Consider the following 22,767-nt stretch of genomic DNA (forward strand, 5'->3'; position numbering starts at 1 on the left):
GCCCAAGCCTGCGGCATGGCGGCCCCGCTCGCAAGGGTTCAGCGTGGCGGAACAGGAAAAGAGATCCGGCGCGCCGCGGGAGGTGGCGGTTTCCTGCGCGTTCCGGCGACCCTTCCCTTCATCGCACCGTCATCTAACGACGAATTCGGCATGCAGCGCACCTGCGGCATTGATGCTCTTGAGGATGTCGATCATGTCATGCGGCGCGACCCCCAGCGCATTGAGCCCCGCCACCACCTGCGACAGGGTCGTGCCGCTCTGTACCTCTGCCAGTCCCTTGCCCTGATCCTGCTCGATCCCGACATCCGTCCGCGGCACCACGATGGTCTCGCCCGCGCTGAACGGGTTCGGCTGAACCACCGCCGGCGCCTCGTCGACCCGCAACGTGAGCCCCCCCTGCGCCACCGCGACCCGACTGATGCGCACATCCTCGCCGATGACGATGGTGCCCGACCGCTGATCGACAACCACCCGCGCCGTGGTCTCCGGCTCCACCAGCAGGTTCTCCAGCCGGCCAAGCACATGGGCGGGAGACCCCATGCGCGCGGCGCCCAGATCTAGGGTCACCGTGCCGGAATCGGTCATGCGGGCGATGTGTCGCCCGAATTCGCGGTTTATCACCGTTTCAATCCGCCCCGCCGTGGTGAAGTCCGGCGTGCGCAGGGCCAGCCGCATCGAGTTCAGCCCGCTGAAATCGAAGTCCACCTCCCGCTCCACCCGCGCGCCGGCCGGAATGCTCCCTGCCGTCGGCACGCCCTGCACCACCCGCGCCGCCTGCCCCTCTGCCGACACGCCCCCCGCGATGATCGTGCCCTGCGCCACCGCATAGATCTGCCCATCCGCGCCGTTCAGCGGCGTCATCACCAGCGTGCCGCCGAGCAGGCTCTTGGCATCGCCGATCGCCGAAACCGTCACGTCGATCTGTGCCCCCGCCCGGGCGAAGGGCGGCAGGGTGGCGGTGACGAAAACTGCGGCGACATTCTTGGGCCGATACTGCTCGCCCGCCACGTTCACGCCGAGCCGTTCCAGAAGGTTCGACATGATCTCTTCGGTGAAAGGCGCGTTGCGCAGCCCGTCGCCGGTGCCGTTGAGACCGACCACGAGCCCGTAGCCCACCAGATCGTTGCCCCTGACGCCGTCGAACTGCACGAGATCCTTGATGCGGATCGTTCCCGCAGCGGCAGGCAAGGCCACAAGCACCAGCAAAAGGGCGAGGCGGAGCATCAGAGATAGTCCATCAGGCTGAGCCGCGAGATTCGTTCGGTCAGTGAATAGAGCGTCTCGAGCTGGGTCTGAGTCGCCTCGAGCGAGGTTGCGGTTTCGTAGCTATCGACCCCCAGCAGATCGACGCGGGCGATCTGCAGCGCGGTCTTCTCGGCGGCATTGCGCGCGGCGGCGGCCTCGATCCGCGCCTCGGCCATGCCGACCTCGGCGGCAAGCCCGGTGCGGCCCGACTGGCTTTCGATCAGGCTTTCCGCCGCCAGCCGCGCCACCCTGCCGCGCAGGTCGCTGTCACCGGCAAAAGCCCCGCGCCCGAGCAGCGCGCCCAAGGCAAGGCCCTTCAGCGTGTCGCGAATCGCGGGATCGCTGGCGGTAACGCCGAGCGACACGCGATCGGTCGGGCCGACGCCGAGCGGGGCGAGCGGCGCGCCGCCGAGATAGGCGACGCTGGCATAGCCCGCCGGATCGTCGAACCAGGTATTCACCGCGGTCTCCAGATCCTCCGGGCTCGCTGCGCCCAAGCTTGCCGCCTCCACTGCAAGCAGGATCGTCTCGGCATCGACCACGGCAGCACTGCCCGTCTCCACCCCCGAGAGCAGGGCGCGTCCGGCAAAGGTGGTGTTGAGAGAGGAGACAACCGCCTCGAACTGCAGAAGCGCGGTGTCCCCCGCCGGGTCGATCAGCGGGGCGGTGCCCGCCGTGCCTGCCGTGAGCAGAAGCGGCGCGGTCTTTCCGGCGAGATCGTCGATCACCGCCAACACCGACTGGATGCCCGATGCCATGGCCGCCGCCTCGTCGCTGGCCTGCTTGAAGCCCTGCAATCGCGCCAGCGAGCTGTCGATCCCGCCCAGTGTCGCGAAATCGCCCGCGAGCTTCCGCCCGGTGTCGGCGGCAGTGCCGGTGACCATCTCGGTCGAGAGCCGCTGTGCCTCGGCCTTCAGGGTCACGGCCTGACGGCGGAGCATGAAGCTGTGGGCGAGATCGCCCAGGGTGACTGTGGGCATCTACATCTCCAGGAGCAGCTTGATGAGTTCGTCCACGGTCTGGACGATCTTGGCATTGGCGGCATAGGCCTGTTCGATCAGCAGCATCTGCTGCATCTCGGCATCGCTGTCGACGCCGTTCTCCAGCTCCTGCTGATGCAGCGTGTCCCAACGTGCTGTGGCGAAACTCGCCTCGCTCTCCGCCGCCAGCCGCGCAGTCGAGACATCCGACAGAAGATCGGCGGCCAGAGCCGAGAAGCTGCGCGTACCCGAGGTGAAGCCGGACACCGGAACGCGGTTGGCGGTCAGCGCCGTTTCCAGGGCGGTGAGCAGGGTGGCGTCGCCGATCGGGCCGGCGGGGGCCTTGAGACCGTCGCGCAGGCGGCGCAGGAGGCCGCCCCGATCGGGGTCGACCAGCGCGTTCACCGACAGACGCTCCGCCAGCCCGACCTCGTCGGCGGGCAGGAAGGTCAGGCCGTCATCGGTGAAGAGGCCGGGATCACCGGGGGCAAGGGACGGGTCCACCGCAGGGTCGGCGAAGCGTTCGACCAGATCGCGGGCCAGCGCGTCGAGCAGGCCCTGCGCCTGGGGCGCCAGCTCGTCGCGGATGGCGAAATTGGCAGCGAGTGAGCCTCCGGCGATCAGGCTCGCGGCACCGGCCGTGTCGATGTTGCGGCCCTTGAGGGTGAGGCCGGAGAGAAGACCAGCAGCCAGCGTCATCTCGGGGACGATGACCGGATGCGGGGTGAAGCCGATCTCGGCGGGCAGGCCGTCGAGCAGGACGGCGCCCGCGGTGGTGAAGAGGGCGATCTGGCCGAAATCGCGCTGCATCTCGCGGATCGGCACGATGGAAGAGATTTGATCCACCAGTTGCTGGCGCTGGTCCTGCAGTGCCGAGACATCGCCGCCCGAGACCGCGTGTTCGGTGATCAGCCGGTTCAGCTCGTAGACGCCCTGGATCGCCGTGTTCAGCGCGCCGACCTGCTTGGCGATGGCGGCATCTGCCGTCATCCGCGCGCCCTGAACTTCGGCAGAGGCGGAGGCCAAGCCGTTCACCAGCGACTTCGCGCTCCGCAGCACCTCATTGAGCCGGGCGTCGGAGTCGGGGCGGCTGGCGGCGGAGATCAGCGCAGTGTCGAAGGCCGCGATCCTGTCGATCAGCGAGCCTGAGGCGGTCGTGCCCAGCGCCGTCTCGATCCGGTTGAAATAGGCCGCCCGCGTGTCCCGGTCGCCAGTACTGGCCTCGGCGCCACGGCGGTCGGCCAGAAGCACCCGGTCCACGATCCGGGTGACGCCGACGATCCGCACGCCATGCGATTCGGTGCCGAGGGTGCGCGACGAGACCTCCAGCACGCGGCGGGCGTAATGCTCGTTCATCGCGTTGGCCACGTTGTTCGCCGTGACCTCTGCCGCGCGGGAGGCGTAGGTCAGGCCGGAGAGGGCGTTGGACAGGCTGCCAGACAGGCTCATCTCTCACCTCATCGCTTGATGTTGGTCGTTTCCTGCAGCATTTCGTCGACGGTCTGGATGATCTTGGCATTGGACGAATAGGCCCGCTGCGTCTGGATCAGGTTGGTCAGCTCTGCCGCGACATCTGTGGTCGAGCCCTCGCGCGCATAGCCGATGATCGACCCGGTTGGGCCGTCGCCCGCATCCCAGAGGAAGAAGGAGCCCGAGACCGGCGAGACCTGGAAGGTCTGGTCGTCCATGGCGATCAGGCCGTTGGGGTTGGGCACATCGACCAGCGGGATCTGGTAGATGACCCGGGTAAAGCCGGTGTCATAGGTGGCATGAATGAAGCCGCTCTTGTCGATCTCCACCGCCGTGAGGTTGCCGACCGGTGAGCCGTCCTTGGTGATCGAGGTGGGTGCGAAGCTGCTGGAGAGCTGGGTCAGCCCGTTGGTATCGCCCACCTTGCCCACCGTCACCTCGATCGGCCCGCCCTCCACTGTAAGGGTGACGCTGCCGGTCACCGGATCGTAGGGCGGGCTGGCGCCGATGGCCGTGACGCTGTTCAGCGTGCCGCCATTGGTGCGCGAATCGTTGAAGACCAGAAGGTATTCGCCCACCACGGCGCCACCACTGGCGGAATCGGTGATCTCCATCGTCCAGGTATTGGTCGCGGGATCGGTGGCCAGCGCCGGCAGCGTCGGCGTGAAGGTGACGTCGAGTGTTTCCGAGGTTCCGAGGTTGCCGAAATACTCGATGGAGGTGGTGCGCACATTGCCCGAGGCGCCGAACTCGGTATCGACCGCGGGCAGGTTGATGCCCATGTTGATCTTGGTCGTGGGGTCGCCCGCCGTCTGGTTGGCGTTGATCACCACGGGTTCCAGCCCCACCATCGTGTCGCGCGGCATCGTCGGCACCGTGCCGTCGGCATCGGCGGGCCAGCCCATGAGCACGAGGCCCGATTCGGTCATCAGCACCCCGTCGGCATCGGTGTGGAACGAGCCGGTCGAGGTCATCATCAGCGGCTGGTCGCCCGACATGCTGTCGAGGCTGGAGGCTGAAATGACCGGCAGCATGCCCCGGCCCGAGATCGCCAGATCCATCGGGTTGGAGGTGGCGATCAGCGCGCCGCGCTCGTCGATCAGCCGCATCGTGCTGGCCCGCACCCCGCCTGCGGAATATGTGCCCGAGCCGGTGGTGCCGGTGATCACCATGCAGTCGAAATCCGCTGCCGCCCGCTTGTAGCCAAAGGTGCCGGAGTTCGCGATATTGTCGGCAATCGTCGCGAGCCGCGTGGCATTGGCATTGGCATTGAGCCCGGCCACGCCGGCATTCAGCGAGGAGGAAATCGTCATGGAGAGGCGCCTTTCTGCAGCTTCGACCTGTTGCTGCGACGACCCTGCGCCCGGACCTTAAGATCAGGCTAACGGGGCCTCAGCGGTCGCGGCGCAGCAGGATCACCTCCAGCCGGTTGTTGCGCACCACCATCGGGTCGGGCGTGACGGGCTTGCGGTCGGCATAGCCGGTCACGCGCTGCATCCGCTCGGGTACCATGCCCGCGGATTCGATCAGGTCGCGCATCTTCTGTGCCCGCGCGGTCGAGAGATCCCAGACCGGATTCTCGATCAAGGTGATCGGATAGCTGCGGACATGGCCGTTGACCGCGATCTGGTTCTTGGTCAGCACCAGCGTGTCGCCGAGCAATCCTGCGATGTCGCGCAGCACCTGACGCGGCTGCTCGCTGTCGCCCTCGAACAGCGCGACATCGGGAAGGTCGAAGATCTCGATCACCAGACCCTCGTCGGTGATCCGGGTGACGACATGGCGCAGCGCGCGCTCCATCGTCATGCTTTCCCCGGATTTCCCGCTCAGCATCTTCTCGATCTCGGCCATCTGTGCCGCCTCTTCGGCCTCGGGCCCGCCTGCGGTGTCGCCGCTGGCCTTCTCTTCGGCCGTCGGGGCCTGATTGGCGGCGCCGGTCCCGGTCTGGGTCATCGAATTCTCGGAGAAGACGGAATCGCCGCCGAAGGCACCGTCGCCGCCGCCCGAGACCCGGTTCATCGGAATCGTCGGATTGAAATAATCGGCCAAGCCCTTGCGTTGCTTTTCCGTCGTCGCGTTCAGCAGCCACATCAGCATGAAGAAGGCCATCATGGCCGTCACGAAGTCGGCATAGGCCACTTTCCACGCCCCCCCGTGGTGCCCGCCGCCCTGTATGACCTTCTTTCGCTTGACTATGACTGGCGCGGCATTTGACTGCTCGGCCATTCGTCACCCATCCATACACACCCGCAGCCAGCTTAGGCGGCGGGCGTGAACGGCGGCTTAACTTGTGGTTTTTTAGGGAGTTTGCCGCACCGGCAGGCAGGAGACGAAGCTGCGCTGCACCCGGGTCTCGATGCCGAAGGTGGCATAGTCGCTCATGAACTGGCGGGCGGCGGCGCGGGTCAGGCCGCTCTCGATCCGCGTGGGCCGCTCGGCGTCGGTGGTCAGCAGCCGCTCGCGCGGCTTGGCGCAGCGGGTGGCGAAGAAATCGGCCAGTTCCTTGTCGGAGACGCCGTTGCGCCCGGTCAGATAGAGATCGAAGCGCTGGAAATCGCGGTTCAGCGCCTGAACCTGCATGCCATGCCGCGCCACCACCAGCGCCGCCGACCGGGCATCCATCGCCCCGGCGATGGCGCCGCCGAAGGCGCAGGCCGTGGCCCCGAGCTGGCCCAGCAGCCGGAGGAGCGCCGCACCGGGCTGGACGCCGGGCAGCAGGAACAGGTCATAGAGCGCCACCGCCGGGTCGGAAGCCGCCAGCCGCAGCGACCGCTGCCGCCGCAGGGCACGGCGCAACTCGGCGGCGCGAGTGGCGGTCATGGGAATGATCAGACCGGCAGGGCTGTGCAGCCCGGCACGGGCCTGCCCGGTAGAGAGGCCGAGCGTCGCCGCCACCTGCTCCACCGCCTCGGGCGTCGCCTCGTCACTGGCCTGCAGCCAGAGGTCCACCCGATCCGCCGCGGCGCCGCTCTCCGGATTGTCGAGCCGCACCCGCATGCCCATCGCGGCCATCAGCGCCTGAAGCTTGCGGGCGATGCAGGCGGGTGCCGCCTCGGCCAGAACCGATGGCACCCGCGACAGGCGCAACGCCGCCACGGACCGGCTGAGCCCCAGATGGGTCGACAGAAGTCCGACGGCCAGCCCTGCGGGAGAGGATGCGGACACAAGCGTGATGCGCAACTGGTTCTCGGCATAGACGGTAACAGACATGTCGGGCTCCCTGTTCTTCTGATAGGCTCAGATTGCCTCGGGCGCTGTGACTCCACCGTAACGCGCCCGTCAAACATCCGTCAAATCGCAACGGTTCGGTGAACGGCGCCACTCAACGCGCGAAGCCGCCCCCGGGTTCGATTGTTTTCTTCGCAAGCGCTTTCGCTAAGGGGCGTCGCGCGCCGAAAGGACCAGGTTTCGCGCGTCCGGCAAGCCCGCTCCGAAGTAATGCGCGTGTCCGAGCAGCGGCTCGTCATCGGCATTCATCGAGTCCGGGGTCAGCGGTCGATAGCCGGGTGCGACAACGGCGCCCGTCGAGGCCGAGTTGACGAGCAGCGCTTTCAGCGCCTTGCCGTCGAGCGGCGCCTTGCCCGCTGCCCGCCGCGCCCGCTGCGCCAGCAGCGCCAGCCCGCCGATCAGGCAGCTCGCGCCCGAGGTGCCGCCGAAGCTGGTGTAATAGCCGCCCCCCAGCCCCGGGTTGCCCTGCCCCGGCAGCACCGCCGACCAGGGCGGCACCCCGCTGTCATAGCCAAAGACCCCCGGCAGATCGGTCGTGACCAGATCGAGCGGGCAGAATACATAGCCCGCCGTCGCGCCCACCGAATAGTCGTGCATCTGCAGATGCGGGTCGAAACGGTCCAGCCGCTGCTGATGCCGGTTGTAGACCTCGTAATCGTCGGAGGGGGCGACCAGCGTCAGCCCCTCGCCGTAGTTGGAATAGCCCGAGCGCAGCCCCTCCGCCGTCACCGCGCCGACGGCGATGATGCCGTTGTTGTCCTCGGCGAGGTTCGCCGGATAGATCAGTTGGCTCTCGCCATCGTTCCCGGCGGCGCAGACGACCGGGATATGGCGCGAGATGGCGATGATCAGATGGCGCAGGATCTTCCACGGCCGGTCGGGCTGAAATCCTTCCTGCGCCGCATTCGGGTCGGGCTCCTCGACGGCGAGCGCGGTCAGCCGGTGGTAAAGATCGGCGGCGATCCGGCTGTCCCAGGTCTCGAGCTCGGCCTTCATGTCTTCCTTCGGCTTCAGCGGCCCGCGCTTGGGGTCGGGCAGGCCGCGTGGCAGCACGATCACATCCACCTTGCAGTGCCAGGCATAGAGGAAGGCCGCGATGAACTGATAGGGATCGGACTCGAAAGAGGTCCGCACCGAGATCAGCCGCGAGAAGGGATCGACGCCGAAGTAGGGCAGCAGGTTCGGATCGGGGTTGATCGCCCGCCCGGCCATCTCCAGCCCCAGCGGCTGCTGCGCCGTCTCGTCCTTGAGCACCACCGCAGGCTCGCCCACAAGCAGCCCGGCGCAGGCCGTGCCATGCGCTGCGAAGGTCTCCTCAGAATCGAGGATCTGCCGCGTCACCCCCTCGGAGCCGCGATATTCCTCGACCATCGCCTTGAGGAAATCATGCTCGTCGGGCTTGAGATGCGACAGGTTCAGGCCCGTGACGTCGAGCCCGGTGAAGAAGGCCTTCTTGCCCTCGCGAGTGAAGGGCGTCGTGTCGGGCTGCCGCGGCAGGGTCTGCGCCCCGTAGCGGTGGCTGGTGAGATCGATCGAGCGCTCGGCATCGATCCGGCTCGCCAGATTGGGATGCGCCCGGCTGACCCCGGTGTCGATCAGTGCGACGGTGGCGGGTGCAGTCGCGCCGATCTCGTCCCAGAGCGTGCCGCCGATCTCCGGCGCGGGCGCATCGCGCAGGGCGGGATCGGTGACGGGGGGAATCTGCGCGGGCGCGGGGCCGAAATCGGCATCGATTACCTTCAGAGCGGCGAGGTGCCAGAGCCAGAAATAGCGCGGCGGAACGGGGCGAGAGATCGTCATCAATGCCACTCCGATTGTGCTGCGAGGAAGGCTGCGCCGAAGGCATCGCGCAGGTAGGGGGCAAAGCGCCGGGCCAGCTCCTTGCCGGCCAGCGTGTCGGACGGATAGTGCAGCCCGGCCCATTCGCGGTTCTCGGCCACGTTCTGCGCGATGCGCTGCAACTCCTCGGTCGCCGGATGCTCCGGCAGGATGGCGTTGAAGGCGAAGACGATGGAATGGCCCTGAAACGCGTGGTTCGAGGGGAAGCTCTCATGCGCGGGCACCGGCAGCAGCGGGCGCAGCCGCGGCTCCACGACATTCGGGCGGTCCCGGTCGATCCGCGCCTTGTAGAGCAGCCCGACATATTCCGTCGCCGCGAGGATGTTCAGAAACAGCCCCTCGGTCGCCTCGTAGCCCGCCAGTCCCTCGATGCCGAGAGGCCGCAGGAACTCGTCCACCGAGAAGGCCGCTTGCGCGACGATATCGGGCAGGCGCCGCATCCGCTCCTTGTCGCGGGCCTGCATCGCCAGCAGCACCGCCGTCTCCAGCCGGGTGAAATCCGGCCCCGGCGGCAGGGTGATGTCCAGACACTCCCAGACAAAATGCCGGGCGACGGTGAAGGCATCCGCCTGCGGCAGCTGGTGCAGTCGCCGCATTTCCAGCGCCGGCACGAGCCCGCTGGCCGCCTGCGCCCCGCCAAAGGAGGTCTTGTTCTTATTTTTGTTCTTGTTCTTGTTCTTATTCTTGTTCTTGTTGAGCGCGGACTTGTTCTGCACCGACTTGTTCAGCGCCCCCAGAGCGCCGCCGCCCAGCGGCACATTGCCCGCCGCCGAGCCGTCGCTGCCGATCGCGTCGCCCGCGCCGGTCCCGCCGACCGGCAGGATGCGCTCGGCGTTCACCTCGAAACGATAGCGGTTGAGAAACCCGGCGATGCCGGGGTCTGCGGAACACATCATCCCTTACCCTCCTGTGACTCAGTGCTTGCGCACACCGGCCTTTATCAACCCGTCCAGAAAATGCCGCCCGCCCTCGGTATCGAGCCCGGGGTAGCCGGACTCGCGCAGCGAGGCGATCGAGAAGTTCGGCTCCACCTGCAGCAGCCGGTTCAGGAACGTCCGCGCCTCGTCGGGCCGGTCCAGATGGGCGTTGCTCGACACCAGCACCCGGAGCAGCGAATTGAAATCCGGCCGCTCGGCCAGCGCCGACTCCCCCGCCTCAATGGCGGTCCGATGCTCGCCCGAGAAGCTGCCGGTGATGGCGCGGGTGGTCTCGAAGTAATAGCGGTGCGGGCTGAACGACCCCAGATGCCGCGCCCAGCGCGCCATGGCCAACGCGCGCTTGGGCTGCCCGGCATAGGCATGCAGCATGGCATAGAGATCCCAGGCCAGCGTCTGCGCCGGATTCACCCGCAGCGACCGCTCGAAGAGGCCCGCCGCATAGTCGAACTCGCCGAAGAGATAGGAGTGGATATGCCCCACCAGCGCAGAAACCAGCGCATTGTTCGGCTCGAGCATCAGCGCCTGCCGCGCCAGATGCTGCGTCTCCTCGATCAGCGGCGCATCACCCGGGTTGAACCTCTGCCCGACCCGGAAGGTGTTGAGGAACGCCAGCCAGGCATAACCCGCCGCCGTCGGCGTCTGCGCCAGATGACGCCGCAGGATCGCCTCCGACCGGTCGAGATCGCTGCGGGTCAGCCGGAACATCGAGGCCACGGCGGCGGCGATCCGCCCCTCGGCTTCGGCCTGCTCGCCGCCGCGACGCCGCAGGAAGTGCAGCACCGCCTCCTCCGTCGCCCGCACCACCAGTGGCAGCGCAAAGCTCGGATCGACCGCCTCCCGGCGCGGCGCCTGCAGCTCGTCGCCCCAGACGAGGCTGCTGTCAGCGGGGTTCTGCAACAGGATGCCGACGCGCAGCATCGCGGCATCGACCTGCACCCGCACCTGCACGCTCAGATGCACCTGCTCCGGCAGCCGGGCGAACAGGCTCGGCCCCTGATCGCCGAAGCCGGTCGGCGCCATGTCGACCAGCCGCAGATCGCCCGCATCCATCATCGCGGCGCGCAGGCTGCGCTGCACGTCGCTCTGCACGATCCCGGCCACCGGATCGGCGCCCAGCACCAGCGGCGGCATCAGCGCCACCCGCCAGCCGCCCAGCAGATCCGAGGGCGCATCCACGCCCGGCGGCGGCATGCGGATTTCAGGAAGCACGGGTGGCGCGGTGCGCGGCAGGGCGCTGCCGGTCTCGCGCCGCGGCTCCGCGGGCGTGCCCTTCGGCGCCAGCTCATGCTCGAAGCCGGTCTCCTCCAGCCGGCTGTGCCAGCTCTGCCGCTCCAGCGTCAGCCAATCCTCGAACTCCGGATCGCGCACGTCGATCCCCTCGAGGAAATGCTCGGCCAGCCCCGCCGTCTCGCCGCGCCCCTCGGGCGACATCATCTGCAGGGCATCGACGCCGATCGCCGCGAGATCCAGCGAGACGGTATTCTTGTCGGCGGTCAGTGCCCGCCCCGCCACCGGCCCCAGCGCCTTGCGGATCTCCAGCAGCGCCTGCCGCAGACTGGCCGAGGCCTGATCCTCGCCCCGATCGCTCCACAGCTTGTCGCGCAGCCAGACCCGCGAGCGCGACCCGCGCGGCGCCACCGCCAGCATGGCGAGGATCGCCCGCGACTTGCGCGACTTGGGGGTGAGGTCGGACCCGTCGGCGCCGGAGACCGTGAAGGGCCCGAACAGGAACATCTGCAGCACGGGGCTCTGACCGGACATCGGAAAACTCGTCGTCAATCGGACCTGCGGCGGAAGTCCCGCCTCATTTCGATAAAGTGAACGACGATGCTGGATCGGTAAAGCGGCATGACCGCAAGGCGCGCCCAAATCGCGGGTTTGCTGCGGTGAGATGCTGAGATTCATCCTCTGAGCCTTGCTTGGGCGCCGTGTTCGTTACCCAGAGCCTAGGCCGGTCGCTGTGAGACCAGCGTGAAACCAGCGTCAAAAATTCCCGGGATTCGCCGGAAATTCTCTCGCTTCCTGCGAAATTCCGCGAGGCGCCGGTCTGCCGCGACCGGCCGGCCTCGGTCCATGGCAATGCCGCAGCCGGGGCCTCGATGGCCCCGGGGGCGGCACGCCCGGGCCGGTCAGCGCAGACGCTGGCCGGCGGCGTCGAAATGGAAGGCGCGGCTGCGGTCGGGGGTCAGCCAGACCGGCGCGTCGACGGCATAGCTGTGCTCGCCGAACAGCCGCACCGTCTGCAGCCCGTGCTCGCTGCGGGCATAGACCAGCGTCTCGCCCCCCAGCTTCTCCACATGGGTGACGCTGGCCTCGATCTCGCCCGCCTCGGTCGAGATCGCCAGATGCTCGGGCCGGATGCCCAGCGTGTCGCTCGACAGGCCCAGCGCCCCGGCCTTGAGGAAGTTCATCTGCGGCGAGCCGATGAAACCGGCGACGAAGGTGTTGGCCGGATCGTTGTAGAGCTCCATCGGTGCGCCGACCTGCTCCACCTTGCCGGCGCGCAGCACCACGATGCGGTCGGCCAGCGTCATCGCCTCGACCTGATCGTGGGTGACATAGACCATCGTCGCTCCCAGATCGCGGTGCAGCCGGGCGATCTCGATCCGCGTCGCCACGCGCAGCGCCGCGTCGAGGTTGGAAAGCGGCTCGTCGAAGAGGAAGAGCTTCGGCACCCGCACGATGGCCCGGCCGATCGCCACCCGCTGCCGCTGCCCGCCCGACAGCTCCGCCGGGCGCCGCTCCATCAGCGGCTCCAGCGCCAGCATCCCCGCCGCGCGGTCGGTGGCGTCGCGGATCTCGGCCTTCGACTTGCCCGCCTGTTTCAGCGCCAGCCCCATGTTGTCGCGCACCGTCAGATGCGGGTAAAGCGCGTAGCTCTGGAACACCATGGCGATCTCACGCTTGGCCGGGGCGACGTCGTTCACCCGCGTGCCGTCGATCCTCACATCGCCCGAGCTCACATCCTCCAGCCCGGCGATCATGCGCAGCAGCGTGGATTTTCCGCAGCCCGAGGGACCGACGAAGACGCAGAACTCGCCGTCCCGCACCTCCAGATCGACGCCCTGGATCACCTTGGTGGTGCCGAAGGTCTTCGTCACCCCCTGTAGCGTCAGCGCCCCCATCACAGCTCTCCCAGTTTCACGGGCTGGCCCGAGCGCACACTCTCATCCGCGGCAAGGCAGATCGCCAGCGACTGCACCGCATCCGACAGATGCCGCGTGAGATCCATGTCCTCGAGGATCGCCCGCGCCACGAAGGCCTGCTCGCGGTCGCAGAGCGCCTGATGCCCGGGCTCGTCGGCCATCGAGATGTCGGTATCGCCGCTGGCCACCTTGTGCACCCTGAGCAGCGAGGTCTTGGTATGGGTGTCGATGTCGTCCGAGCGCGCCGAGTCCGGCATGCGGATCGACACGGCGCCGTTGGGCGAGACCACATCCTTCACGAAGAAGGCGGTGTCCGACATCATCGGCCCCCAGCCCGCCTCGTACCAGCCGAGCGAGCCATCGGCGAAGATCACCTGGAAATGTCCGTAGTTGTACATGCCCTCGGCGATCTCGGTTGACAGCCGCAACCCCATGCCGCGCACCTCGACCGGGGCGGCGTCGGTGATCTGGCACATCACGTCGACGTAATGCACGCCGCAATCGACGATCGGCGGCGTGGTCTGCATCAGCGCCTTGTGCACCTCCCATGTCGGGCCCGAGGACTGCTGGTTCAGGTTCAGCCGGAAGACATAGGGCCCGCCCAAGGCACGGGCCTCCTCGATCAGCCGGATCCAGCTCGGATGATGCCGCAGGATATAGCCCACCACCACCTTGCGCCCGGTCTCGCGGGCCTTGGCCACCACGCGCCGCGCATCGGCGACGGTCGTTGCCAGCGGCTTCTCCACGAAGACATGCGCCCCCGCCTCCATCGCCGCGCAGGCATAGTCGGCATGGCTGTCGGAATAGGTGGCGACGCAGACCAGATCCGGCTTCAACCGCGCCAGCGCCTCGGCGTAGTCGCTGCTGACGTCGTAGCCCTGCAGATCTTCCGGCAGGTCCACCGCCGAACGGTTCACCAGCCCGACGATCTCGAAGGCCGGATCGGCGTGATAGGCCAGCGCATGGCTCCGCCCCATGTTGCCCAGACCTGCAACCAATACCCGGATCATTTCACTGCTCCTGCCGTGATGCCGCGGATCAGCTGCCGCGAGAAGATGAGATAGAGCACCATCACCGGAATGATGGCGAGCGACAGCGCCGAGAGCACGGCATTCCAGTTGGTGACGAACTGGCCGATGAACACCTGGCTGCCCAGGGTGATCGTCTTGGTCTCCTCGGCGGGGGCGAGGATCAGCGGGAACCACAGGTCGTTCCAGATCGGGATCATGGTGAAGACCGCCACCGTCGCCATGGCGGGCCGCACCAGAGGCAGCACCAGCGTGAAGAAGATGCGGTATTCCGACAGCCCGTCGATCCTTCCCGCGTTCTTCAGATCGTCCGACACCTGCCGCATGAACTCCGACAGGATGAACACCGCCAGCGGCAGCCCCTGCGCGGTATAGACGAGGATCAGCGCGGTCAGCGTGTTCACCAGCCCGCCCGCCACCATCATCTGCAGGATCGCAACTGTCCCCAGCCGGATCGGGATCATGATGCCCAAGGCGAGGTAGAGCCCCATCAGCGTGTTGCCGCGGAAGCGGTACTCGCTGAGCGCGAAGGCCGCCATCGCCCCGAAGAGCAGTACCCCCGCAAGGCTTGCCACCGTGACGATCAGCGAGTTCTGGAAATACTGGAAGAAGTCGCCCTGCGCGAGCACGGTGGTATAGCCGACCAGATCGAAGGTCTCGGCATTGGGCAGCGCCAGCGGCTCGGCGAAGATGGCGCGGCGCGACTTGAAGCTGTTCACCACGATCACGAAAACCGGGAACAGCGCGATCAGCGTGTAGGCGATCAGCACCGCATGGGCGGCGATCGTGCGTCCGAGGGGGGATCTTGCGGCCATGCTGTCCTCAGAACTGGTAGCGACGCAGGCGCGTCTGGATCAGGAACAGGTAGATGCAGACCCCGACGAGGATGATGCCGAACATCGCCGTGGCGATGGTCGCCCCCATATGGGGATCGCCGAGCTGCAGCTGGAAGCCGAAGAAGGTGCGGTAGAGGAAGGTGCCAAGGATGTCGGTCGCGAAATCCGGCCCGGCCAGCGCCCCCTGCGCCACATAGATCAGGTCGAAGGCATTGAAGTTGCCGACGAAGGTCAGGATCGAGATGATGCCGATCGAGGGCAGGATCAGCGGCAGCTTGATCTTCCAGAACTGGCTCATGCCGGTGACGCCATCCATCTCGGCGGCCTCCAGCACCTCGTCGGGAATGCTGAGCAGCGCGGCATAGATCAGCATCATCGGGATGCCGACGAACTGCCAGACCGAGATCAGCGCCAGCGTGGTCAGCGCATATTCCTGCTTGCCGAGCCAGGGGGTGAACAGGCTCTTCAGCCCCACCATGTCCAGCATGCCGGGCGCGATGCCCCAGATCGGCGAGAGGATCAGCTTCCAGACGAAGCCGACGATGACGAAGCTGAGGATGGTCGGCACGAAGATCGCGGTGCGGTAGAAGGCCGCCATCCGGAGCCGTGGCGACGAGAGCAGCGCGGCCAGCAGCACCCCGATCGGGTTCTGCACCAGCATGTGCACGAGGAAGAACCAGGCGTTGTTGCCCAGCGCGTTCCAGAAGGTCTCCGACCAGCGCGGATCGCCGAACAGCGTGCGGAAATTGTCGAGCCCGGCGAAGACCCGGACGCGCTCGACCAGTGTGAACAGCGACAGGTTCAGCGTGGCGAACAGAGGGATGATCATGATCGCGGTGTAGATCAGCACCGCCGGTGCGAGAAACACGGCGATGTGCCAGCGGACGGCTTTGCGGGCCATGTTCCCCTCCTTCATCTTCGCTCAAATATCCTCGGGGGGTGCGGGGGGCAGACAGCCCCCCGCTTCCGACGTCAGATCACTTCTGCGGTTCGTACCACGAAGCCAGACCGTCCTGCAGCCGCTTGGCCGCGTCTTCCGCGGTCTCGGTGCCGCGCACCACATTGGCCGAAGCGTTCCAGGTCTCGTTCTCGAGGTTCGGCGTGCCGCGCGACAGGATCTGGTAGGTCGAGCGGATCGACGGCTTGCAGGTCTCGCGCCAGTTGACGAATTCCTGCGCCAGCGGATCGTCCAGCGCCACCGCCTCGTTCGACAGCGGGAAGAAGCCCGGCAGCGCGTTGGCGTAGAGCTTGGCGAATTCCGGCGAGGCGACCCAGTTCAGGAAGCTCTTGGCCGCTTCGGCATTGGGCGAGGCCGCGTTCAGACCGATGCCGATGTCGGTGTGATCCGAGATATAGCACTCGTCACCCTCGGCCTGCACCGGCGGATAGAAAGCGCCCATCTCGAATTCGGCGAGGCTCTTGAAGCCCGAGATTTCCCACGAACCGGCAGGATAGATCGCGGCGCGGCCCAAGGTGAACAGGTTCTGGCTGTCCGGATAGGTCTGCGCCTCGAAGCCGTCGCCCAGATAGTCCTTCCACTTGGCCAGCGCGCGATAGGGCGCGACCCAAGGCTCGTCGGTCAGCTTCTGCGTGCCCTCGATCAGCGCCAGACGGCCTTCCTCGCCCTTCCAGTAGGTCGGTCCGATGTTCTGATAGCCCATCGTCGCGGCTTCCCACTGATCGTTGGTGCCCATCGCCATCGGAATGTAGGTGCCGTCTTCCTTGATCTTGTCGAGCGCGGCGAAGAATTCAGCCTCGGTCTTCGGCACTTCGATGCCGAGTTCGGTGAAGGCGTCCTTGTTGTAGATGAAGCCGTGGATCACCGAGGCCATCGGCACGCAGAAGGTCTGCGCGCCATCATCGGTGGACCAGCCCGATTTCGCCACATCGCCGAAATTGGCCATGCCGGGCAGATCGGTCAGATCGGCAAGCTGGCCCTTCTTGAACAGCTCCAGCGAGGCATCGAACGGGCGGCAGGTGATCAGGTCGCCCGCCGAGCCCGCGTCGAGCTTAGAGTTCAGCACGGCGTTGTATTCCGCCGGGGCCGAAGGGGCGAAGTTCAGCTTGATCCCCGGGTTGGCGGCCTCGAAGGCGGGGATGATGGTGTCCTGCCAGATGGTCAGGTCGTCGTTGCGCCAGCTTTCGATGGTCAGCGTCACATCCTGCGCCGAGGCCGCGCCTGCCAGCAAGGTGCTGGTCAGCAGTGCGACACGGAGGGTCTTCATCGTCATGGTCGTCTCCCGGTTGGCGGGTGTTCACCCGGCTTTATTGGTCTCGTCCGATCCGCGCGAGCGCAGGGCCCAGATGGCCGCGCGTGTCCTGCAGGGCGGTGGCCGCCGCTTCCGGCGTGGCGCCGGCGGCGATCAGCACCGCGGGCTTCACTGCGCCGCCGCTGGCCTCCAGCGCCGCGCGCGCCGTCTCCGGCGCCGCGCCGGAGATCCCGGCGACGATGCGGGCGGCCCGCTCGATCAGCTTGGCATTGTCGGCTACCAGATTCACCATGTAGCCATCATGCACATGGCCGAGCCGGATGCCCACCAGAACCGACATCAGGTTCAGCGCCACCTTCTGCGCCGTCGCCGCCCCGAGCCGCGTCGACCCGGCGACGATCTCCGGCCCGGTCTCCAGCCAGATCGGCAGATCGACCAGCCGCAGCAGCGCCGAGCCCGGCACATTGGCGATGCCCACCACCTTCGCGCCTGCCGCCTGCGCGGCTTCCGCGACCAGCAGCGTATAAGGCGTGGAGCCCGAGGCCGAGAGACAGATCACCACATCCTCCGCCGTCAGACCCAGCGCCGCGGCATCGGCATGGGCCAGCGCGGGATCGTCCTCCACCGCGCCGGTCAGGTGCAACAGCGCCCCGGCGCCACCGGCAAAGAGCATCGGCGTGCGGTCCGGCGGAATGCCGAAGGTGCCCAGCAGCTCCAGACAATCCGCCAGCGCCATCAGCCCCGAGCTGCCCGCCCCGGCATAGACCATCCGGCCCCCGGCCAGCAGAGCCGCAGCCGCCACCTCGGCCGCAGCCTCGATCGCCGGAAGCGCCCGCTCCACCACGGCCACGGCCGCAGCATGGCCCGCCAGTGCCTGCCGCAGCACCTCTGCGCCCGGCAGGGCATGCAGCCCCTGGGCTGCGGGATGGCGGGCTTCGGTCGGCTGGTCGGTCATGCGGGCGGGGCAGTCCTTCGAGTCATCCTTCAGAACCGACAATGCCAAATTAATACCAATTGTAAAGCCTGTAGTTCACGCAGATGAAAAACCGCCGGAATCCGGGCTTTCCAACAAGGGACTTTCCATCTGGTATTGTTTTGGTATTCTCTGCGCGAGAGGAGACGCGATGCCCTTGTTTCTTGGCCTTGACGGAGGCGGCACCGGGTGCCGGGCGGCTGTGGCCGATGAGACGGGTCGTATCCTCGGCAGCGCCACAGGCGGGCCCTCCAACATCGCCAGCGACCCCGAAGGCGCCCGCACCAACATCATCGACGTCGCCACCGAGGCTCTGGCCGGTCAGGGCAGCCTGCCCGATCTGCATGCCGTGCTCGGGGTTGCCGGGGCCAATGTCGCCGCCTGCGCGACGCGGATGATTGCCGAACTGCCCTTTGCCAGCACCCGCATCGTCTCCGATGCGGTGATCGCGGTGAAGGGGGCGCTGCAGGCGGGGGACGGCGTGGTCGCGGCTATCGGCACCGGCTCGGTCTTCGCAGTGCAGCGCAGTGGCGAGATCCGCCAGATCGGCGGCTCCGGCCTGATCCTCGGCGACGAGGCCAGCGGTGCATGGCTGGGCCGCGCCCTGCTGGCCCGCGTGCTGCGGGCGCGCGACGGGTTCCTGCCGCTGACGCCGCTGCTGGCCGAGGTGCTGGCAGAGTTCGGCGGGGCGGATGGCGTCATCCGCTTCTCGCTCGCCGCCCGCCCCACCGACTTCGCCACCCTCGCCCCCCGGCTGGTCCGGTCCACCGATCCCGCGGCGCAGGCCCTGCTGAAGGAGGGCGCGTGCGAGGTCGAGGCCTATGTCGCGCTGCTGCAGGCGGGAGGCAGCCTGCCGCTGACCTTCCTCGGCGGGCTCGGCGCCACCTACGAGAAGCTGCTCGAGGGCCGCTGGCCGATCCGCCCGGCGCTCGGCAGCGGGCTCGATGGCGCGCTCTGGATGGCGCGGCAGGGGGTTGCGGCGTGAACCAGATCTTCTCGCCCGACGGGTTCGACGATCCGGGCGCGGGGCCGCTCTACCTGCAACTGCAGCGCCGCATCGCCGAGGCCATCGCCTCGGGCCGGCTCGCCCCCGGCGACAGCCTGCCGCCGGAGCGCGACATGGCAACGATGACCGGCCTGTCCCGCGTGACCGTGCGGAAGGCGGTGCAGGCGCTGGTGCTCTCGGGCCAGCTGGTGCAGCGGCGGGGGTCCGGCACCTTCGTTGCGCACAAGGTGGAGAAGCTGGAACAGGCGCTGTCGCTGCTGACCTCCTTCACCGAGGACATGCAGCGCCGGGGCCGCACGGTGGAATCGGTCTGGCTCAGCCGCGCGCTGCATTCGCCCACACCCGAAGAGGTGATGGCGCTCGGCCTCGGCGCCGACGACCGGGTGGCGCGGCTGGCGCGGGTCAGGCGCAGCGACGGCATCCCGCTGGCGATCGAGCGTGCCAGCCTCTCCGGCGCCTATCTGCCCGACCCGGAGTCGGTCGAAACCTCGCTCTACCGCGTGCTCGACGCGCGCGGCCTGCGGCCTACCCGTGCCGTGCAGCGCATCTCAGCCGCCAATCTCGGCCCCCGCGATGCGGAGTTGCTGGAGGTGGCCGAAGGGGTCGCCGGGCTGAAGATCGAACGGGTGAGCTATCTTCCCAGCGGTCAAGTGATCGAATTCACCCGCTCTCTCTACCGCGGCGACGCCTATGACTTTGCGGTGGAGCTGAAACTGGCGGGCAACGAAAGGACGACGACATGACAGAGACCTTCATGGCGCGCGAAGTGGCCGAGATCCCGGCCGCCGCCGCCCGCTTCCTCGATGGCTCGCGCGCGGCGGTCGAGGCCGCCGCCGCAGCCCTGCGCGAACGTGATCCGGGGCTGATCGTCACCGTGGCCCGCGGCTCGTCGGACCATGCGGCGACCTATCTGAAATATGCGGTCGAGCTGCTGGCCGGGGTGCCCGTCGCCTCGGTCGGGCCCTCTGTCGCCTCGATCTACCGCCGCCCGCTCCGGCTCGGGAATGCCGCCTGCATCGGCATCTCGCAATCCGGCCGCAGCCCCGACATCGTCGAGATGATGCGCGCGGCGGGCGAAGGCGGGGCGCTCAGCATCGCCATCACCAACTTCGCCGACGCCCCGATGGCGCAGGCCTCGGCCCATACCCTGCCGCTGCTGGCGGGGCCGGAGAACAGCGTGGCCGCGACCAAGACCTTCGTCACCTCGGTACTGGCCGGGCTGGCGCTGCTGGCCGAATGGCAAGAGGACGAGGGCTTGCGCAAGGCGTTAGCCACCCTGCCCGAGGCGCTGGAGCAGGCGCTGGCGCAGGATTGGTCGCCGATGGCGGCGCGGCTGTCGCGGGCGAATTCGCTCTATGTGCTGGGCCGGGGGCCGGGCTTCGCCATCGCCGCGGAATCGGCGCTGAAGTTCAAGGAGACCTGCGGGCTTCATGCCGAAAGCTACTCCGCCGCCGAAGTGCTGCATGGCCCGGCTGCCATCGTGCAGGCCAATTTCCCGATCTTCGCGCTGGGGATCGAGGATGCCGCCCTGCCGCAGGTCATCGCCACGGCCGAGCGGCTGGCGGCGCAGGGGGCCGATGTCTTCCTGACCGGGGCCGAGGCCAAGGGCGCGGTGACGCTGCCTTCGGTCGGCGGGCTGCATCCCTTGGTGGCGCCGCTGGTGCTGACGGCCAGCTTCTACGCCTTCATCGAGGCGCTGGCCCGGCGACGCGGCTTCGACCCCGACACGCCGCCGCATCTGCGCAAGGTGACGGAGACGACATGAGACAGGCCTACAGCGGAGCGGCGATCTTCGACGGCGCGCGTCTGCTCGACGATCACGCGCTGGTGCTGGAGGCGGGCAAGGTCGTTGCGATCCTACCCGCCACCGAGGCGCCGGATGCCGAGCGGCTGGAGGGCGGCATCCTCGCCCCCGGGCTGATCGACCTGCAGATCAACGGTGGCGGCGGGCTGATGGTCGATGGTGCGGCGACGCCCGATACCTTCGCCGCCATCTGCGCCGCGCATGAGACGCTGGGCGCGCTGTCGGTGCTGCCCACGCTGATCACCGACCGGCCCGAGGCGACTCGGGCGGCGATCGCAGCGGGGGTGGCGGCCATCGGCACGCCCGGCTTCCTCGGCCTGCATCTGGAGGGGCCGCATCTCGATATCCGCCGCAAGGGGGCGCATGATCCGGCGCTGATCCGCCCGATGCAGGAGGCCGATCTCGCACTCTACTGCGAAGCCGCGCGGCAGTTGCCGACGCTGATGCTGACGCTGGCCCCCGCCTCGGTGACGCCAGCGCAGATCGCCGCGTTGACCGAGGCAGGCGTGATCGTCAGCCTCGGCCATGCCGATTGCACCCTGGCCGAGGCGGAGGCCGCCATTGCGGCGGGGGCCAGTTGCGCCACGCATCTCTTCAACGCGATGAGCCAGCTCGGCCATCGCGAGCCGGGGCTGGTGGGGGCGACGCTGACCCACACCATCGCCTGCGGGCTGATCGCCGACGGCATCCATGTCTCGGAACAGGCGATGCGGGTCGCGCTGGCAGCGAAGCCCGAGGGCATCTTCCTCGTCTCCGACTGCATGTCCCCAGCGGGCACCGACCTGACCGAATTCCAGCTGAACGGCCGTCGCACCCTGCGCCGCGACGGCAGGCTGACGCTGGAGGATGGCACGCTGGCCGGGGCCGACCTGACGCTGCCGCAGGCGATGCGGCATCTGGCGGGCTTGGGCATCGCGCGCGAGCGCATCCTCGCCATGGTCACGTCGATCCCCGCTGCCGCGATCCGGCGAGAGACAGAGATCGGCCATCTGGCGCCCGGTCGCCCGGCCGATCTGGTGCATCTGGCCGAGGATTTCAGCCTGCGCGCCACATGGCGGGCGGGCGTCAGGACAGACCGGCCGTCTCGGCTCTGAGCCAGTCGCGGAAGGCGGCGAGCGGCGGATGGTCGGCGCGGGTTTCCGGCCAGACCAGCCAGTAGCCATGCCGCCCCGCGACCGGCCCGCCGAAGACCGGGACCAGTGCGCCATCGGCCAGCGACGGCGCGGCAAGGAACTCCGGCAGCAGCGCCACTCCGATGCCGTGGATCGCCGCCTGCATCATCGTGGCGAACTGGTCGAAGACCATGCCGCGCGGCGCCTGCGCCTCGATCCCGTGATGCGCGAGCCAGCCCTGCCAGCCGCGCGGCCGCGCTTCCAGCTGCAACAGCGGCAGGGCGAGCAGGTCCGCCGCCGCCCGCACCGGATGCGCCGCCAGAAACTCCGGCGCGGCGACCGCCACCACATCCTCGCCGAACAGCCGCAGATGCCCCGCCTCGGGCCAGGTCTCGCTGCCGAAATGGATCGCGGCATCCATCCCCTCTTCCGCGAAGTCGAAGGGCCGCAGCCGGGTCGCCAGATTGATCGTCACCCCCGGATTTGCCTTCAGGAACCCCGGCAGGCGCGGGGCCAGCCAATGCGTGCCGAAGGTCGGCAGGATCGCCAGCGCCAGCGTGCCGCCGCCCGGGCTGGCCGTCACCTGAACCGAGGCGCGGCCGATCAGGTCCATCCCGCGCCGCACCTCGGCGGCATAGGCCAGCGCCGCCTCGGTCGGCAGCAGGCGCTTTCTCTGCCGCAGGAACAGCGCGACGCCCATCTGCGCCTCCAGCCCCTGCACCAGACGGCTGACGGTGCCCTGCGTCAGGTTCAGCTCGCGCGCCGCTGCCGCCGTGCTGCCGGTACGCACCACCGCCTCGAAGGCGGTGAGCAGGCTGAGCGAGGGCAGATAGCGCCGCGAGAAAGCCACTTGATGCACTCCCTGCATGAACTTCCCCGGATTTAGGGTTATTCCTGCCGCGAAGAAAGCCCTATCTGCCGCAAGACCACGGGTGCTTGCCCCGCATCGCCA

At 68.1% G+C, this 22,767-nt stretch carries 20 protein-coding genes; 4 read left to right on the forward strand and 16 right to left on the reverse strand.

The features are described 5' to 3' along the window. Positions 1-129 precede the first annotated feature (129 nt). From AC3A5Z_RS16395 to AC3A5Z_RS16465, 15 genes are all read right to left on the reverse strand, one after another. Positions 130-1,227, reverse strand: a complete 1,098-nt coding sequence (locus AC3A5Z_RS16395; RefSeq protein ID WP_487520586.1) for a flagellar basal body P-ring protein FlgI — start codon at positions 1,225-1,227, stop codon at positions 130-132. Then, positions 1,224-2,225, reverse strand: coding sequence for a flagellin (locus AC3A5Z_RS16400; protein WP_487520397.1), 1,002 nt, complete (start codon positions 2,223-2,225; stop codon positions 1,224-1,226). The genes AC3A5Z_RS16395 and AC3A5Z_RS16400 overlap by 4 nt, the downstream gene beginning before the upstream one ends. Next, the gene (gene flgK / locus AC3A5Z_RS16405) at positions 2,226-3,674 is read right to left on the reverse strand and encodes a flagellar hook-associated protein FlgK (protein WP_487520398.1); all 1,449 of its coding nucleotides are present in this window, start codon (positions 3,672-3,674) and stop codon (positions 2,226-2,228) included. It abuts the gene before it with no gap. 8 nt (positions 3,675-3,682) lie between these two features. Beyond that, the gene (locus AC3A5Z_RS16410; protein ID WP_487520399.1) at positions 3,683-5,008 is read right to left on the reverse strand and encodes a flagellar hook protein FlgE; all 1,326 of its coding nucleotides are present in this window, start codon (positions 5,006-5,008) and stop codon (positions 3,683-3,685) included. A gap of 79 nt (positions 5,009-5,087) precedes the next feature. Beyond that, positions 5,088-5,921 (reverse strand): flagellar motor protein MotB, encoded by an 834-nt coding sequence (locus tag AC3A5Z_RS16415; protein ID WP_487520400.1) that lies wholly within the window; start codon positions 5,919-5,921, stop codon positions 5,088-5,090. A gap of 72 nt (positions 5,922-5,993) precedes the next feature. Beyond that, positions 5,994-6,905, reverse strand: a complete 912-nt coding sequence (locus tag AC3A5Z_RS16420) for a hypothetical protein (protein ID WP_487520402.1) — start codon at positions 6,903-6,905, stop codon at positions 5,994-5,996. A 165-nt stretch (positions 6,906-7,070) separates the two neighbouring features. Further along, positions 7,071-8,723: a S8 family serine peptidase gene (locus tag AC3A5Z_RS16425; protein WP_487520403.1), complete on the reverse strand. Its 1,653-nt coding sequence runs from the start codon at positions 8,721-8,723 to the stop codon at positions 7,071-7,073. Next, positions 8,723-9,655 (reverse strand): phosphatase PAP2 family protein, encoded by a 933-nt coding sequence (locus AC3A5Z_RS16430; RefSeq protein WP_487520587.1) that lies wholly within the window; start codon positions 9,653-9,655, stop codon positions 8,723-8,725. The genes AC3A5Z_RS16425 and AC3A5Z_RS16430 overlap by 1 nt, the downstream gene beginning before the upstream one ends. Positions 9,656-9,676: 21 nt before the next feature. After that, complete coding sequence (locus AC3A5Z_RS16435) at positions 9,677-11,461, reverse strand: AfsR/SARP family transcriptional regulator (protein WP_487520404.1); 1,785 nt, start codon at positions 11,459-11,461, stop codon at positions 9,677-9,679. 368 nt (positions 11,462-11,829) lie between these two features. Then, positions 11,830-12,825, reverse strand: a complete 996-nt coding sequence (locus tag AC3A5Z_RS16440; RefSeq protein ID WP_487520405.1) for an ABC transporter ATP-binding protein — start codon at positions 12,823-12,825, stop codon at positions 11,830-11,832. Further along, a complete protein-coding gene (locus AC3A5Z_RS16445) occupies positions 12,825-13,856 on the reverse strand; it encodes a Gfo/Idh/MocA family protein (protein ID WP_487520406.1) in 1,032 nt (343 codons plus the stop codon). Before AC3A5Z_RS16445 ends, AC3A5Z_RS16440 begins: the two co-directional genes overlap by 1 nt. Further along, the gene (locus tag AC3A5Z_RS16450; RefSeq protein ID WP_487520407.1) at positions 13,853-14,689 is read right to left on the reverse strand and encodes a carbohydrate ABC transporter permease; all 837 of its coding nucleotides are present in this window, start codon (positions 14,687-14,689) and stop codon (positions 13,853-13,855) included. The genes AC3A5Z_RS16445 and AC3A5Z_RS16450 overlap by 4 nt, the downstream gene beginning before the upstream one ends. 7 nt (positions 14,690-14,696) lie before the next feature. After that, complete coding sequence (locus AC3A5Z_RS16455; protein ID WP_487520408.1) at positions 14,697-15,611, reverse strand: carbohydrate ABC transporter permease; 915 nt, start codon at positions 15,609-15,611, stop codon at positions 14,697-14,699. Positions 15,612-15,687: 76 nt separating this feature from the next. After that, positions 15,688-16,941, reverse strand: coding sequence for an ABC transporter substrate-binding protein (locus AC3A5Z_RS16460; protein ID WP_487520409.1), 1,254 nt, complete (start codon positions 16,939-16,941; stop codon positions 15,688-15,690). A gap of 34 nt (positions 16,942-16,975) precedes the next feature. After that, positions 16,976-17,875, reverse strand: coding sequence for an N-acetylmuramic acid 6-phosphate etherase (locus AC3A5Z_RS16465; protein ID WP_487520410.1), 900 nt, complete (start codon positions 17,873-17,875; stop codon positions 16,976-16,978). A gap of 169 nt (positions 17,876-18,044) precedes the next feature. On the opposite strand from AC3A5Z_RS16465, the gene AC3A5Z_RS16470 reads away from it, so the two are divergent. The 4 genes from AC3A5Z_RS16470 to nagA are packed head-to-tail and all read left to right on the forward strand — an operon-like array spanning position 18,045 to position 21,797. Beyond that, the gene (locus AC3A5Z_RS16470; protein WP_487520411.1) at positions 18,045-18,878 is read left to right on the forward strand and encodes a glucosamine kinase nucleotide-binding domain-containing protein; all 834 of its coding nucleotides are present in this window, start codon (positions 18,045-18,047) and stop codon (positions 18,876-18,878) included. Continuing rightward, a complete protein-coding gene (locus tag AC3A5Z_RS16475) occupies positions 18,875-19,642 on the forward strand; it encodes a GntR family transcriptional regulator (RefSeq protein ID WP_487520412.1) in 768 nt (255 codons plus the stop codon). Before AC3A5Z_RS16470 ends, AC3A5Z_RS16475 begins: the two co-directional genes overlap by 4 nt. Then, positions 19,639-20,664: an SIS domain-containing protein gene (locus AC3A5Z_RS16480; protein ID WP_487520413.1), complete on the forward strand. Its 1,026-nt coding sequence runs from the start codon at positions 19,639-19,641 to the stop codon at positions 20,662-20,664. Before AC3A5Z_RS16475 ends, AC3A5Z_RS16480 begins: the two co-directional genes overlap by 4 nt. Then, positions 20,661-21,797 (forward strand): N-acetylglucosamine-6-phosphate deacetylase, encoded by a 1,137-nt coding sequence (nagA, locus tag AC3A5Z_RS16485; protein WP_487520414.1) that lies wholly within the window; start codon positions 20,661-20,663, stop codon positions 21,795-21,797. The genes AC3A5Z_RS16480 and nagA overlap by 4 nt, the downstream gene beginning before the upstream one ends. Here the strand turns inward: nagA and AC3A5Z_RS16490 are convergent. Then, positions 21,769-22,683, reverse strand: a complete 915-nt coding sequence (locus tag AC3A5Z_RS16490; RefSeq protein ID WP_487520415.1) for a LysR family transcriptional regulator — start codon at positions 22,681-22,683, stop codon at positions 21,769-21,771. The genes nagA and AC3A5Z_RS16490 overlap by 29 nt on opposite strands. Positions 22,684-22,767 lie beyond the last annotated feature (84 nt).

This window comes from Cereibacter sp. Soil_C_27, from assembly GCF_057657095.1.

Coding starts and splice junctions, on each gene's coding strand:
- AC3A5Z_RS16480 (WP_487520413.1), top strand. CDS start 19,639: ATGACAGAGACCTTCATGGCGCGCGAAGTGGCCGAGATCCCGGCCGCC.
- AC3A5Z_RS16450 (WP_487520407.1), bottom strand. CDS start 14,689: ATGGCCGCAAGATCCCCCCTCGGACGCACGATCGCCGCCCATGCGGTG.
- AC3A5Z_RS16425 (WP_487520403.1), bottom strand. CDS start 8,723: ATGACGATCTCTCGCCCCGTTCCGCCGCGCTATTTCTGGCTCTGGCAC.
- AC3A5Z_RS16465 (WP_487520410.1), bottom strand. CDS start 17,875: ATGACCGACCAGCCGACCGAAGCCCGCCATCCCGCAGCCCAGGGGCTG.
- AC3A5Z_RS16490 (WP_487520415.1), bottom strand. CDS start 22,683: ATGCAGGGAGTGCATCAAGTGGCTTTCTCGCGGCGCTATCTGCCCTCG.
- AC3A5Z_RS16435 (WP_487520404.1), bottom strand. CDS start 11,461: ATGTCCGGTCAGAGCCCCGTGCTGCAGATGTTCCTGTTCGGGCCCTTC.
- AC3A5Z_RS16420 (WP_487520402.1), bottom strand. CDS start 6,905: ATGTCTGTTACCGTCTATGCCGAGAACCAGTTGCGCATCACGCTTGTG.
- nagA (WP_487520414.1), top strand. CDS start 20,661: ATGAGACAGGCCTACAGCGGAGCGGCGATCTTCGACGGCGCGCGTCTG.
- flgK (WP_487520398.1), bottom strand. CDS start 3,674: ATGAGCCTGTCTGGCAGCCTGTCCAACGCCCTCTCCGGCCTGACCTAC.
- AC3A5Z_RS16445 (WP_487520406.1), bottom strand. CDS start 13,856: ATGATCCGGGTATTGGTTGCAGGTCTGGGCAACATGGGGCGGAGCCAT.
- AC3A5Z_RS16415 (WP_487520400.1), bottom strand. CDS start 5,921: ATGGCCGAGCAGTCAAATGCCGCGCCAGTCATAGTCAAGCGAAAGAAG.
- AC3A5Z_RS16440 (WP_487520405.1), bottom strand. CDS start 12,825: ATGGGGGCGCTGACGCTACAGGGGGTGACGAAGACCTTCGGCACCACC.
- AC3A5Z_RS16470 (WP_487520411.1), top strand. CDS start 18,045: ATGCCCTTGTTTCTTGGCCTTGACGGAGGCGGCACCGGGTGCCGGGCG.
- AC3A5Z_RS16410 (WP_487520399.1), bottom strand. CDS start 5,008: ATGACGATTTCCTCCTCGCTGAATGCCGGCGTGGCCGGGCTCAATGCC.
- AC3A5Z_RS16460 (WP_487520409.1), bottom strand. CDS start 16,941: ATGACGATGAAGACCCTCCGTGTCGCACTGCTGACCAGCACCTTGCTG.
- AC3A5Z_RS16455 (WP_487520408.1), bottom strand. CDS start 15,611: ATGGCCCGCAAAGCCGTCCGCTGGCACATCGCCGTGTTTCTCGCACCG.
- AC3A5Z_RS16430 (WP_487520587.1), bottom strand. CDS start 9,655: ATGTGTTCCGCAGACCCCGGCATCGCCGGGTTTCTCAACCGCTATCGT.
- AC3A5Z_RS16400 (WP_487520397.1), bottom strand. CDS start 2,225: ATGCCCACAGTCACCCTGGGCGATCTCGCCCACAGCTTCATGCTCCGC.